Source organism: Collinsella aerofaciens, from assembly GCF_015670745.1.
In the GTDB taxonomy this organism is placed as follows: Bacteria; Actinomycetota; Coriobacteriia; order Coriobacteriales; family Coriobacteriaceae; genus Collinsella; species Collinsella aerofaciens_T.
In genome coordinates this window covers 1-13,357 of sequence record NZ_JADPCH010000012.1, presented here as the reverse complement: position 1 = coordinate 13,357, position 13,357 = coordinate 1, and the positions used below count along the sequence as shown (strand labels likewise).

Genomic DNA, 13,357 nt, shown 5'->3' with positions numbered 1-13,357 from the left:
CAGGATGGTTAATCGTCCTTGTCGTCCTTCATGACAACGGTGGTCTCGGTGTGGCTGAAGGTGTCGTGCTTCTCGGTCAGGTCGAGCTCGCCACAGTAGCAATCGGCGTGGGTGGCCTCGTTGGCCGTCTTGAGCTGGCCCACCAGCAGCACGTCTGCGATGACCACGATGATCAGCGGCGCGACGATGTTGATGAGGATGCCCTCGATATCAAAGGTGAGGTAATCCGGATCGAAGGCGTTCTCACCCATGAAGAGGATCTGGGAGAGGACAAATCCGATCACAAAGAACAGCACCGAGGCGATAGCGAGCTTGGGCTTGGAGCAAGGAAGCTCGCCGACCATACGGCCGGTTTGGCCGTTCATGGCAAACAGGTAGCTCTTGCCGTTCCACGAGGTGGAAAGCATCCACACGGGGAACAGGGCATAGTCGCTGTCTTCCCAGGTGTAGTCGAGCTGCTTGCTTTCGACCGTGGCATCGTCATATTCGTCGACGACGGTTTCGCGCAGGGCCGAGATCGTGCTTTCCTCCATGTGGCGTTCGGCGCGCGCCTTGCAGGTTTCGCAGTCCTCGTCGTAGCGGTTGGCGATGTAGCCGGGCATATACGCGACCGAAAACGGGCGCAGGGCATCGTAGTCAAACGGCCTGATGGCGTCCATGTGGCCGTCGGGCATCTTGGACGATCCGTCGACGGGCACGCGCTTAAACGAGATGTTTCCCTTGCGGTAGGCGTCGTAGTGGTCGGTGGTCGTGACGGTGCGGTCGGATTCCTCGGTCACGGTCTCGTTGGTCGCATCAAAGTACACTTCGCCGTCCACGCGGGCGCCGTAAAGCCAAAACGGCACGTAGACGCCTTGGACTTCGTCGATGTGGTTGCCGGTGACAAAGCTCTTGGGCAGCAGGATCTTGCCCTTGTAGTGCTCTTTGAGCGCGGCCATAACGTCGTCGCGGCCGAGCTTAAATGGAATCACCAGGTCGGGCGAGAAGTCGCCCGAAAGCTGACCGGGCGCTACGGCGGAGTTGCCGCAGTACGGGCAGGTGGTGACAGCGACGGTGCCGTCGGACACGAGCTCGGCGCCGCACGACGAGCAGATGTAGCCGGCGTTTTGGGCGAGCTCCTGCACCGCGTCGTCGGCGACGGGCTTTGGCGTTGCGGCTGCGGCATCGGCTTTGGCGTCTGCCTTGTCCTGGCGCTCGCGATAGAGGGCCTCGACTTCTTCGACTTCAAAGCGCGAGTCACAGTAGTCGCAGACGAGCTTTTGCTCGGCGCTTGCAAAATGCAAGGGGCCACCGCAGGCAGGGCACTGATAGTTAACGCTCTCGAAGGCCATGATCGGTCCTTTCCGTGCCGGGGGCTATGCGCCGATGGCGCCGCCGCAGTATTCGCAGCGCCCGCTGGCATCGGGAATGGTGGTGGCTCCGCAGAAGGGGCAGGTCACCGCGGTCTTGGGGGCCTTGGCGGCCACGACGCTGTCCCGCGTCTCCTGGCGCAGCTGCACCAGCGCATCGCGGACTTCGGTTGCCTGGCGCTTGGCCTCGCGATATTCGATGGAGCCGCGCTGATCGATGGTGGAGTCGTTCACGCGCAGGTTGATCTCGGTAAAGTACGGCGTGTTGACGTGGATGGTCAGATTAAAGTCGTAATCCAGGTCGTAGCGCGGCGGGTTGTAGCTCTCGCGCTCGCCGTCCTTGGTCTCGCGATAGATCTCGGTGCGCTGCTCGTCGATATCCATATCGCAGCCGAGTACCTGCGAGAACTCGATGATGTCGGGATTGGCGTCGCGCCAGCGGCTCTGCGAAGTGATGATCAGCAGGCCCGCGTCCTCATCGAGCATAATATTGGTGCGCCCGGCAGAAAGCGTGCGCGTGGGGTTGAACGAAGACAGGCGCTCGGCGTTGGCCTCGCGGTAGGCGAGTTGCTCACGGATATCGTCCGCGGTGCTGGAGCGATAGCCGTGAAAGTAGGGGGAGAGCTTGCCGGCGCACTCTTTGCACAGGTAGCCTTCATTGATTTTTGTCTTACCTAGAAGTCCCAGCTCGGTACCGCAAATCGCGCACTCTTTCTTCTCGAACATCTTGTCAAAGAAGCCCATGGCTGCCTCCCATCAACTGGTAGCGTGTGTCACTTTTGATGATGGGGGAGTGCGCGATCCTTCGCGATACCCAGACGGCTCAAGGAGTCTCCACAACTGGGACACATGGCCCATTTTTCATCCGACACATAGGGACACTCCTTGCTGCGGGTAGTCATTGCACTCATTGGGGACGTACTTAAATGAGTGGTAGTTGGGGACACTCCTGGCCGAGCTAGAGGCCGCGCGTGCCCCTTCTGGTCCATGAGGCTCAAAACCGCGGTGTGACGTGAACGGCTGGGGTCAAATTTGCAGCATTTCAAGCCTGGCTTCGATATTGAGACTGGTTCTTTATTAAAATAGATTTCCAGACAATTGAGCGGCTGGGGGTTAACCATGAGGGGCATGGGAGACACAATCGCATATTTGCGTCGGGGCATTCGGGAGATTATATGCCTGGTGCTGTTCTTCTTCACGTTTTTGGCGTGCGAGTATCTTTTTGATGTGCGCATGGCCGAGTTCGTGTCTCCGAACGAGGTCGTTATTTATGAGAGCCTTGTCATCGGCGCGAGCGTGATTGGCTTTTTTGTGCGTCCCATTCTGTACTATCGCCGTCCCCATGCCATTGACGCGACGAGTGACGTCACGGGCGTTTTGCTGGTGGCGGCATTGCTGCTGTTGATTATGGCGGTTCAGGTTGAGGTGGTAATTACCGGCGGTTTGGTGGCGTGCTGCGCGCTGGGCTACTGCGGATCGACTGCTCATGCAAATTTTGCGAGGCGCTTTGCGCGAACGCCCTGCTTGGCGCGCGCCGCCGCACTTTCTTACGCCATGGGCGTTCTGGTGCAGGTTCTCAACCACATGGTGGTGCCTGTCGGCATTCCTCAGCAGGCTGTTCTGGTCGTCTGTGCGATCGCGCAGGTGGCGTTGCTCCACGGTGCCCGACGCGCCAAGCTGCGCGACGAGTCCGATCCCAACTTTGAACCCAGTGCTGCCGGGCTTTCGGTAGATGCTCTGGAATATGGCGCCAAGTGGCATGACGATCCCGAGGCAAAGGCGGCATTCCGTCGCGCCGTAGTTCGCCTGACCGTGGCGACGGCGTATCTTTCCAGCGTATTCGCCGCTCTCAACGCGGGCTTCACGACCCTGCATGCTGTCGGAGCCGTCGATTTGGGCGATTGGCCGCGCCTGCTGCTTGTCGTGAGCTCGTTGGTCGCTGGCGCACTATTTGACCTGCACGGCCGCTCGTATATGAATATCGGCATGACATGTGCCGCCATACTGTCCACGCTTTCGTTCTTTGTGCTCATCGTCGATGGCAATGGCGGCAACGAGCTTGCTGCCACGATCATCTTTTATCTGGGCTTGGGCTTTTTCGTGGTGTTCTTTACCACAAAATATGCCGCCGTCTCGCTCTATGCGCGCTGGTCATATTTTTGGCCGTGCATGGGTCGCGTCGTCAACAACGTGTGCTCGATGTTCGTGACGGCGCCGGCAGTGGCGATTATCTCGAGTCAAAATGTGCTGGCTGCGGTCGGTGCGGCGCTCGTGATGTTTGTGGGCATTGCGATTACGCTGCTGGGGCAGTTGGGGCAACGGGCCGATGATGCCGCGATGCGGGACGGACTGCCGCTTGCCACCGACGATCTTGGTGGGGATCTTGCGCCCACATGCTCCGACCCCGAGCCCGTGGAGGCAGCGGAGCTCACGTCCGATGAACGCCTTGATGCCTTCGTCGCCACCTTTGGGCTTACAGAGCGCGAGCGCGATATTCTTGAGGTCTTGGGCGTTTCGGACCAGAGCGTTCAGGACATCGCCACAACGCTCTTTCTTTCGCGCTCCACGCTCTATCGCCACATTTCCTCGATCAACAAAAAGGCCGGTACCGCCTCGCGTGTGGCCCTTATCAACTTCTTCTGGTCCTGGACACCCAAGGACTAGCTAACCTCCCAATAAGTTGCGGTGGAATAGTCCCTAAATTAAAGTCACGGGGCTTTAAACAGGAACTATTTCACCGCAACTGCTGGGGGGATAGACTGCGGCGGCGGCAGAGGCAGCGGCAGCGGCGTTGGCAGCTGTGGTAGTGGCAACGGCAGCTGGCAGGGTGTTTTCCGTCTACTTGCTACAGCAGCTCGCCGTGGCGGGCAATGTAGCGGCACTTTGCCAGCTGGGTGAGCGCGATATAGGCGATAACGATGCCAATGAGCAGCCCAAAAAAGCTCGTGGGCAGCGGCATGAGGCCGAGCACATCGGCGATGGGGCTTGCCGGCAGCCAGGTGACGAGCGCCAGGCCCAGCACGGTAAGAACGCACAATGCGGGCGCGGCGTGGTCGCGCGGGCTCGGCAGATGCGGGGAGCGCAACATGTGGACCACGAGTGTCTGCGACCACATGGACTCGACAAACCAGCCGCTCTGGAAGAGCGCAGCAAAGGTCGCCATACCCGCGACGTCGCCCGCGGCGGCAAGCTCGGACCAGCTTGCGTCCACGGCGGCGGGGCACACGACAAAGAAGAGCGCGGCGAAGGTCACGATGTCAAACAGCGAGCTCACGGGGCCCAGCTCGAGCATAAAGCCCTTGATGGATGCGGCGTCCCAGGCACGCGGGCGGGCAGTCCAGGCGTCATCGACGGTGTCCCACGGCAGTGCGATGCACACGATCTCGTAGACCAGCGACAGCAGTACCAGCTGCAGGGCGCTCATGGGCAAAAACGGCAAGAACAGGCTCGCGACGGTCACGGACAGCACATTGCCAAAGTTGGAGCTCACCGTGGTCTTGAGGTACTTGAACAGGTTGCCGTAAGTGCGGCGGCCTTCGATGATGCCGCGCTCGAGCACGCCCAGGTCCTTCTGAAGCAAGATGATATCGGCGGATTCCTTGGCAATATCGACGGCCGAATCGACCGAGATGCCGCAATCGCTCGCACGCATGGCGGCGGCGTCGTTGATGCCGTCGCCCATAAAGCCCACGGTGTGGCCGAGCATCTCGCGCATGACACGTACCAGGCGCGCCTTCTGCAGCGGCGAGAGCTTGGCGAAGAGGTGGGTTTTCTCGGCGCGCTTGGCAAGTTCGGCGTCATCGAGCGCATCGATCTCGGAGCCGAGCAAGACGTTGCTCGCATCGATACCAATCTGCTCGCAGACGGTGGCGGCGACGCGGTCGTTGTCGCCGGTTAGGACCTTGACCGCCACGCCCTTGGCCTCGAGGGTGGCGACGGCGCCCGCGGCACTTGCTTTGGGCGGATCGAGGAAGGCCAAAAAGCCCATCAGCACCATGTCGCACTCGTCGGCGATGCCAAACTCGCCCACGCAGCGCGGATTGGTCTTCTGCGCCACGGCAATTACGCGTAGGCCCTCGGCGTTAAGTCCGGCGATCTGCTTGCGAATCTGGGCGAGCTTCTCGTCGGTGAGCGGCTGAGCGATGCCATCGATCTCGACAAAGGAGCAGATCTCGAGCATTTCCTCGGCAGCGCCCTTGGTAACCATCTGGGTTTTGCCTTGGGCGTCGGCGACAACTACGCTCAGGCGACGGCGCGAGAAATCGAAGGGAACCTCGTCGACCTTGGTGTAGCGGTCGCGCAGGCTCTGGCCCAGCATGGAATCGGGTGCGACGGTCGAGGGCGTCACATCGGCACGGTCGATTACGGCCAGGTCGATAAGATTTTTGAGGCCGGTCTGGAAGAAGCTGTTCAAAAACGCATGGCGCAGCACGCGCGCGTCCTCGTTGCCATCGGTGTTGAGGTAGCGCTCGAGCACGATGCGGTCTTCGGTGAGGGTGCCGGTCTTGTCGCAGCACAGGACGTCCATCGCTCCGAGGTTTTGAATCGCCGGCAGCTCCTTGACGATAACCTGGCGACGGGCGAGGTCCTTGGCGCCCTGCGACAGGCTCGTGGTCACGATGACGGGAAGCATCTGCGGCGTGATGCCCACGGCCACGCTCGTGGCGAACAGCAGCGCGTCGATGACGTTGCCCTTGGTGGCGGCGTTGATGGCAAAGACGGCCGGCGCCATAACGAGCATCAGGCGCACCAGCAGCATGGAGACGCTCGAGACGCCGCGGTCAAACGCGCTCTTTTCGCCGCGCCCGTTGAGCATCTTGGCGATGCCGCCCAGGTAGGTGTCCGAGCCGGTGGCAACGACAAGCGCCATGGCGGCGCCGTTTTGCACGGAGGTGCCGGTAAAGACGATGTTCTTGCAGGCAGAGAGTGGCAGTGCGGAGCCGTCGGCGCCCTCGACGACGGTGACGGCGGTGGTCTTCTCGACGGCCTCGCTCTCGCCGGTGAGTGCGGACTCGATCACAAACAGGTCGCGCGCGGTGATGATGCGGGCATCTGCCGGCACCATATCGCCGGCAGAGAGACGGATCACATCACCGGGGACGAGCTCGTCGAAGGGGATCTCGATGCGCTCGCCGTCGCGCAGGGCGGTGCAAGTGTTGGAGACCAGGTCCTTGAGGGCCTCGGCCGCATTGCCGCTGCGGGCTTCCTGGATAAACTTCATGCCGCCCGATACCAGCAGCATGGTGCCGATGACGATGACCGTGGAGGGGTCGCGCTGCGGTTCGGGCACGGCGAGCACGTCGATGTAGAGCGAGACCAGTGCGAGCGCGGCGAGGATGCCGGCGAAGGGATCGATGAACGCGTCGGCGATGCGGCGGGCGAGCGTTTTGGTCGTTGCCTCGATGGTGTTGGGGCCGACGGCGTTCAGGCGCTCAGTTGCCTGCTCGACGGTGAGGCCGTTTGCCGTGGCGTCAAGCAGTACGAGGGCGTCCTCGGCACTATGGGTGGCGGCGAATATGGTGTTCTTGGACAGGCCGGTATGAGCGGCAGGGCGCGCCGTGCGGCGGCGCTTGGAGATGGCTTCGAGTACCGTGACGGTTTTGAGCATCAGCATAGGGTCCTCCTTGTTGAGGGGAGTTAGCGTACGTGTCGTATTTGCTTCAAAAAACCTAGATGTCGCTCACGTCAAGCTCTTGAGCCCACAAAGGGTGCAGCGCGCCTTTGCGGTGGTTTTGGCGATCTGCCGGTGGCGTTTATGCGTGTGCGGAGTCCTCGCGGCGTGCCGAGGGCGACATGCAGGTTTTTCGACTAGGACTGCCTTCCATGGCACACCTCCTAAAGGCTGAGCGCAGCGCGCTTTGGGTATCTCGTACCCCTTTTTAATCCGCCCGTATTCTTGATGAGGGGGTTTGACATGTCAACCCCATTGTTCGGAAAACCATTCCCCCTGACAAAGCCTTTACAGAATGCCGTGGCCCCAAAGCGCGCCCGCATCGACGCTTCGCCTGCGCTAAACTGGAAGGCACGTACGCGATTACGAGAGGAGCCCGCATGGAGGCTTACAAGCAAGAGTTCATCAAGTTTATGGTCGAGTCCGACGTCCTTAAGTTCGGCAGCTTTACGCTCAAGAGCGGCCGTCAGTCCCCGTTCTTTATGAACGCCGGCGCTTACGTGACGGGCTATCAGCTCAAGAAGCTGGGCGAGTATTACGCCCAGGCCATCCACGATAACTTTGGCGACGACTTTGATGTGCTGTTTGGACCGGCCTACAAGGGTATTCCGCTGGCCGTCGTGACCGCAATTGCCTACCACGAGCTGTACGGCAAGGAGGTCAAGTACTGCTGCGACCGCAAGGAGGCCAAGGACCACGGTGCCGATAAGGGCAACCTGCTGGGTTATGAGCCCAAGGACGGCGACCGTGTGGTCATGGTCGAGGACGTTACCACCAGCGGCAAGTCCATCGACGAGACCTATCCCAAGGTCAAGGCTGCTGCCGATGTCGAGATCAAGGGCCTGATCGTGTCCCTCAACCGCATGGAGGTCGGCAAGGGCGGTGTGACCACCGCGCAGAAGGAGATCGAGGCCAAGTACGGTTTCCCCGTCGCGAGCATCGTCTCCATGGCTGAGGTCGTCGAGACCCTCTACAACCACGAGATCGACGGCAAGGTTGTCATCGACGACGAGCTCAAGACCGCCATCGACGCCTACTACGAGCAGTACGGAGTCAAGTAGGTTCCGCCGTTCTGCCGAACGGCGGACCGGTCGACGCTGTGCGGGCCGCATTTGGACAATCTGACGTTCAACTTCAAGGGCGCGACCAGAAGGTCAGCGCCCTTTCGTTTCACGTCACCTTGTCTCAAATGCGACCCGCTCGCTGTCCGTTCTCTACCTGCGGCGTCGTCTTGCTCCGAATGCGGCTCGCTCGCTGTCGTTGCCGAAACATCGGCGTTGCCGGACTAGTCATTGGGGACGTTCATAAATGACTACTCAGGAATGAGCGTGGATAATCTCCCGTTTTTGGCCTGTGTGCAGGCTCAAAGTGGGAGATTATCCACGCTCGCTTTAATTTGCCTGGGTTGCGATGCCTATCTAATCGGCTCGGCGTCTTCCCTGAGAATCGAAAGATACTCTTCATACCCGTACTGCCGGTATCTCTGTCTTGACTCGTCGAGCGGACGGAGGATACCCAATTCTTCAAATGATTTGACGAGCGCGCTCGCGGTACTCCTGCCGATATCGAGTTGGGCAGCGATGAATGCGGTGTCGACGATGGGGTGCTCTTCAAGAATGCCCAACAGCCTTTGCCCGTTTGCAGCAGTCCTTCCGAGATTTTCGGTAATGGTTGCTGTGGAACGGTTATGGAGGTCAACAAGGTTTTTTAAAGACCCTACCGAGTCCTTCGCACTTTCGAGAAGACTGTTGCAGAAAAACTCTATCCATTCCTCGTAAGTGCCTCTCTCCCTTACGGATGTGAGTTGCCGGTAGTACTCGCTTCGATTTTTCTTGAACTGGAACGATGGATAGAACAAGCAAGAATGAAGAACGCCATCATTGATGAGCATAAGTGTAATGAGAAGCCTGCCCAGGCGACCGTTTCCGTCTAGGAATGGATGGGCAGTTTCAAATTGGTAATGGACGAGCGCCGCCCGCACAATCGGATCCATTTCGACTTGAGGCTCATTGATAAAGCGTTCGAGGTCCTGGAGCGTGTTACTCAAATCTTCAATGTTTGGAGGGACAAACGATGCGGTTGCAATGGTGCAGCCTGAGGGGCCAATCCAGTTTTGTGAGGAGCGCAGCTCGCCTGGATTCTTCTCCGTTCCGCGCACTCCGTCCAGCAGGACCGCATGTACTTGCCTAAGAAGTCTCGTGCACAAGGGCATCTTTTTGAGCAGTTCTACGCCGCGGTCGACAGCACGGACGTAATTCACGACGTCTGCGACATCTTTATGATGGAGTTGTGTTTGCGATGGACTAAGTAGGTCGTCAAACGTGCACTGGGTTCCCTCAATTTGCGAAGAAAGGAGTGCTTCTTTGCGCACGTACATTGTCAGATACATATCGGCGTTGGGAACAAAGTAGAGCATGCCTTCAAGCTCTCCAAGCTTTCGTGAGCATGCGGAAAGCGTGCGATAGGTTTCCTCGGTGAGGTTTAGCTGCCTCAATGATTGCAAGGGCGTTGGAAAAAACGAATAGTAAGCCAATTTCCCCGATAGATTATTGCGGAGCGTTCCCTGGCCGTTCTCCTCGATTTGCATCGCGCCCTCCATATCTTTAGTGCCGGAAACTCGTTATTAGGCCAATCATATCAATTCTAATAACGAGTTTAAGGATTAAATAGTTATTAGAATTGATGTAAACAATCTAATGATGAGAAGTCGTTATTACTTGACCATGGAGCTCGGCTTGGTACGGGGGGGGGTCATCCAAAATGAACGTGGATAATCTCCCGTTTTTGGCTCGGTGACGGCCTCAAAGTCAAAGTGGGAGATTATCCACGCTCGTTAGTTAAGCGTCCGAAAATCCACACTCGCCAAACCTACCAAAAAGGGACGGGTTTATTTTGGCACGTTTCGGTAGGTATCAGGAGGTGCCAGGAGCGGGGTGGCGGCGGGGTGCCGCTGCGAAAAGAAGTATCGGGTTTGGCGTGCCCGCTTCTGCCCGTCCCGCGCGTGGGCGATACTCGGCTTATCGAACCGCGATGCAAAGGAGATGCTCATCCCACGAGCACTACCGGGAAGGGCTTGCGATTCGAGTCCCCACCTTAGCATTTGAACCATTTGGCACTATAATTACCGTAGGCATGCGCACAACGTTGCGCTTAATCAAGAGGAGAAAACGTATGGGTCTGTTTGATATGTTCAAGAAGAAGGCTGAGCCCGCGGCTGCCGCTGCTCCGGCCTCCATCTCTGCTTCTGCCGGCGCCGACGTGCTGTGCTCGCCCGTCAAGGGCAAGGTCATCAAGATGGCCGACGTGCCCGATCCCGTCTTTGGTGGCGAGGTTCTGGGCAAGGGCTGTGCCGTGTGGCCCGAGGACGATCTGGTCTACGCTCCCTGCGACGGTAAGGTGACCGTCACCATGGGTCACGCCGTGGGCCTGCAGTCCGATAGCGGCATCGAGGTTCTGGTGCACGTTGGCGTCGATACCGTCAACATGAACGGCGATGGCTTCGAGGGCTTCGTCAAGGCCGACGACGTTGTGAAGGCTGGCCAGCCCATACTCAAGATCGACCGCGCCAAGATCGCCGCTGCCGGTTACAAGGACTGCGTCGTCGTGGCCGTGTCCAACACCGCCGAGTTTGCCGATGTCGAGCTCACCGTTGAGGCAGAGTCCGCCGTCGCCGCCGGTGACGCCATCGTCAAGGTCGTCCGCAAGTAAACTGCGGCATCCAAAGGCTGTGCGAGGGTGGTCGGGTTTTCCGGCCACCTTTTTTATTGCACCGCGGGAAAGCGTTTTATTGCACGTTGGGTGGGCTTGCAAACCGTTCGGACGCTAAAACGAACCGACCGCGCCTTCGCGTTGCCGAGGGTGTTCATAAGTGGATAGTATGGGCTTACTTATTACAACGTGCGCCGCGTCTGGGAAGCGCAGTGCCGCTCATTGGGAGGAACAACATGAAAAAGAAGCTGCTGCTTGCGCCCCTCATGGCCGTCTTGGTTGCATGTGTGGTCGTGCTTTCCGGCTGTGGAGGTCCTTCGGTTGAGGAGCTCATCACCGAGGATCTTACGACGCAGTTTGACGAGGTCAAGAACGGTGGCGACGACTTCCTTTCTGGTCTGGAGGAGGCTTCGGGCGACGAGTTCGAGCAGCTGGGTATCGATCCCAAGGAGTATGCCAAGACCTATCTCGAGGGCTTTGACTACAAGATCGGCGACGTGACGGTCGACGAGGACAAGGGTGTCGCGACCGCCGAGGTCTCTATCACCTGCAAGTCTATGAACAAGATCGTCGAGGACTTCTCCACCCAGTATCAGGAGAAGGTCGCCGCGCTTGATACGGTTCCTTCCGATGACGAGCTGTACAAGATGGCCGGTCAGGTTATGGTCGATGTGACCAAGGCCACCGAGCCCAGGAAGACCACGGTTATCTTCAAGTACACCTGCAACGACGACGGCGAGTGGTCTGCCGACGACTCCGTCAACTCCGAGATGATGGATGCAATGCTGAGCTAGTTCGTTGCGGCGTTTTACCAAACGCCGCAACTGCTCGACGCTGCAAGCCCGCCAGAGCGGCAATCTGCCTTTCAACTTCGGCGGCATGACCAGAAGGTCAATGCCGCCTCGTTTCAAGGCACCTTGCTCGCTCTGGCGGGCTTTCGCTCATATGACCCAATCCGCTGTCAAGAGCCACAATGGCCCCGCCGACCGCTTGCAATCGGTCGGCGGGGCCTGCCGTTGAACCCGTCCCGGTCCGCCCCGGCATGTCGTCGACGCCTTCGGCTCAGTCTCATATCCGCGGATACCGTTCTGTCGGCCCGCACTCCATTCCTTCGGCGGGGTTCCCCAAGTCTGTCGAGGCGCATGCGGAGGGCTCCGCGCGCACAGCGAAATAGGGGGTATCCCCGAAGGCCGCCCGGCTCGCCGGGACGGGGGCTATGTCTATTCCGCGCCCTCCCGGCACATCGTGCCGAGGGCCCAAAGCCACCTCACGAGCTCGGCCGCGGTGGCCGCGTTGGCCTTCGCCGCGGGCATGCCGCGGGCGAGCATCTCCTCGCGCCGCCGCAGGAGCCGCTCGGACCCCTTCCTCCCGTGCATCCTTATCTCGAGGGGCACGCCCGTGTCCCTTGGCATGAGCTTCGGCTGGTGCCGTGCCGCGGCGTAGCACCATGAGCCCTCAACGGCCAGCTTCCTCACGAGCGCGTTGCCCGCACCGCTGATGCCTCCGAGCCGCACGGAGTCGCCACTCGACCTCTGACTCGGCGCGAGGCCGAAATAGGCCGTGACCTGCCTTCCGGAACGGAACCTCGTGAAGTCGCCGACCTCGGCCGAGAAGGCTGCGGCCAGCGCGAAGGCGCAGCCCTTGATCGACTGGAGGGCGGCCACCTCCGCGGCGATCGGGCTGGCATCCACGGCCGCCCTGTACTCGGAGAGCAGGTCCGCCCGGGCCTCCGCCGCGGCCTCGACCTCGTTCCTCAGGGCGGCGAGCGCCCGAACCCCGCCATCGTCCTCAGGCCTGACCTTGTCGAGCCACCTCAGGAAGTCGTAGGTCCAGTACTTCCTCGGGTTGCCGGCGGGCGTGGTGCCGCCGTAGACGAACCCCCGCCTTGCGAGGAAGGCGAGCAGCCGCTGCTTGGCGGTCGCCAGGCGCGCGGTCGCCCCGTCGTAGGCGCCGGCGAGGTCCCTGATGCCTTCGACCTCGGGGGAGGGGACCCATACGGGGGAGATGTCGTGGGCGAGTATCGCCTTGGCCATCCTGGCGGCGTCGTTCCTGTCGTTCTTGGAGGCCGAGTCGGCGGCCGACCTGGGGATCTTCGAGACCGCGGCGACGACGCACTCGACGCCGAGCCCGGCGAGCTCCCTTTGCGGGGCGAAGCCGAGGTAGCCGCTCTCGTAGGCCGCGAGCGACGGCCCGGGGAACCCATCCATCCACCCGGCGATCTCGCCCCAGGGGTTGCCGGGGAACCTCCTCGTCACGGCCTCGCCGGTGTCCGCGTCGAGGGCGCAGACGGTGGTCGACCTCAGGTGGACGTCCATCCCGAACGCGGTAGAATACTTTGGCATGGGAGCCTCCCAACCTCGTTGCGGCGCGGCTGCGCCTATGGCACTTCAACATCATTGTCGCAGCCCCGACCCGCGGTCACGAGCGGGGGCTCCTGTCTTTTTAGCGCCCTCGGATTGGGTCATAGTGTCTGTCGTTGCCAAAACAACGGTGTTCCCTTGGCTGGCTTAAAGTGGCGCTTGTACCTGTGGCGTTGCCATCGCTGCCGAAGGCGGCACTTGGGGACGTTCCTTTTAATATGAGCAGGACATTGTCAAGAGGCAAAATCGGGCCTGGCCCCAACGATATG

At 60.2% G+C, this 13,357-nt stretch carries 9 protein-coding genes; 4 read left to right on the top strand and 5 right to left on the bottom strand.

Annotated elements, in window-relative coordinates:
- Positions 1-8: 8 nt before the first annotated feature.
- Positions 9-1,331, bottom strand: coding sequence for a hypothetical protein (locus I4W07_RS05645; protein WP_196025893.1), 1,323 nt, complete (start codon positions 1,329-1,331; stop codon positions 9-11).
- Positions 1,332-1,355: 24 nt separating this feature from the next.
- Positions 1,356-2,093, bottom strand: coding sequence for a DUF4428 domain-containing protein (locus I4W07_RS05640; RefSeq protein WP_055310636.1), 738 nt, complete (start codon positions 2,091-2,093; stop codon positions 1,356-1,358).
- Between the two features lie 375 nt (positions 2,094-2,468).
- Between I4W07_RS05640 and I4W07_RS05635 the strand changes: the two genes are divergently transcribed.
- A complete protein-coding gene (locus I4W07_RS05635) occupies positions 2,469-4,013 on the top strand; it encodes a helix-turn-helix transcriptional regulator (RefSeq protein WP_196025892.1) in 1,545 nt (514 codons plus the stop codon).
- 181 nt (positions 4,014-4,194) lie between these two features.
- On the opposite strand, the gene mgtA is transcribed toward I4W07_RS05635, so the two are convergent.
- Entirely contained in the window at positions 4,195-6,963 is a 2,769-nt protein-coding gene (gene mgtA / locus I4W07_RS05630) for a magnesium-translocating P-type ATPase (RefSeq protein WP_196025891.1), read from the bottom strand.
- Positions 6,964-7,400: 437 nt separating this feature from the next.
- On the opposite strand from mgtA, the gene pyrE reads away from it, so the two are divergent.
- Positions 7,401-8,081, top strand: a complete 681-nt coding sequence (pyrE, locus tag I4W07_RS05625) for an orotate phosphoribosyltransferase (protein WP_055310632.1) — start codon at positions 7,401-7,403, stop codon at positions 8,079-8,081.
- Positions 8,082-8,434: 353 nt separating this feature from the next.
- On the opposite strand, the gene I4W07_RS05620 is transcribed toward pyrE, so the two are convergent.
- Positions 8,435-9,607 carry a Fic family protein gene (locus I4W07_RS05620; protein WP_055310776.1) on the bottom strand — a complete coding sequence of 391 codons (1,173 nt, stop codon included), beginning with the start codon at positions 9,605-9,607 and terminating at the stop codon, positions 8,435-8,437.
- A gap of 584 nt (positions 9,608-10,191) precedes the next feature.
- On the opposite strand from I4W07_RS05620, the gene I4W07_RS05615 reads away from it, so the two are divergent.
- Both I4W07_RS05615 and I4W07_RS05610 read left to right on the top strand, forming a co-directional pair.
- Positions 10,192-10,728, top strand: a complete 537-nt coding sequence (locus tag I4W07_RS05615; protein WP_035136613.1) for a PTS sugar transporter subunit IIA — start codon at positions 10,192-10,194, stop codon at positions 10,726-10,728.
- Positions 10,729-10,964: 236 nt separating this feature from the next.
- On the top strand, positions 10,965-11,522 hold the full coding sequence (locus I4W07_RS05610) for a hypothetical protein (protein WP_035136614.1): 558 nt from the start codon (positions 10,965-10,967) through the stop codon (positions 11,520-11,522).
- Between the two features lie 426 nt (positions 11,523-11,948).
- On the opposite strand, the gene I4W07_RS05605 is transcribed toward I4W07_RS05610, so the two are convergent.
- A complete protein-coding gene (locus I4W07_RS05605; protein WP_196025890.1) occupies positions 11,949-13,070 on the bottom strand; it encodes an IS110 family RNA-guided transposase in 1,122 nt (373 codons plus the stop codon).
- Between the last annotated feature and the right edge of the window lie 287 nt (positions 13,071-13,357).

Coding starts and splice junctions, on each gene's coding strand:
- I4W07_RS05645 (WP_196025893.1), bottom strand. CDS start 1,331: ATGGCCTTCGAGAGCGTTAACTATCAGTGCCCTGCCTGCGGTGGCCCC.
- I4W07_RS05640 (WP_055310636.1), bottom strand. CDS start 2,093: ATGGGCTTCTTTGACAAGATGTTCGAGAAGAAAGAGTGCGCGATTTGC.
- I4W07_RS05635 (WP_196025892.1), top strand. CDS start 2,469: ATGAGGGGCATGGGAGACACAATCGCATATTTGCGTCGGGGCATTCGG.
- mgtA (WP_196025891.1), bottom strand. CDS start 6,963: ATGCTGATGCTCAAAACCGTCACGGTACTCGAAGCCATCTCCAAGCGC.
- pyrE (WP_055310632.1), top strand. CDS start 7,401: ATGGAGGCTTACAAGCAAGAGTTCATCAAGTTTATGGTCGAGTCCGAC.
- I4W07_RS05620 (WP_055310776.1), bottom strand. CDS start 9,607: ATGCAAATCGAGGAGAACGGCCAGGGAACGCTCCGCAATAATCTATCG.
- I4W07_RS05615 (WP_035136613.1), top strand. CDS start 10,192: ATGGGTCTGTTTGATATGTTCAAGAAGAAGGCTGAGCCCGCGGCTGCC.
- I4W07_RS05610 (WP_035136614.1), top strand. CDS start 10,965: ATGAAAAAGAAGCTGCTGCTTGCGCCCCTCATGGCCGTCTTGGTTGCA.
- I4W07_RS05605 (WP_196025890.1), bottom strand. CDS start 13,070: ATGCCAAAGTATTCTACCGCGTTCGGGATGGACGTCCACCTGAGGTCG.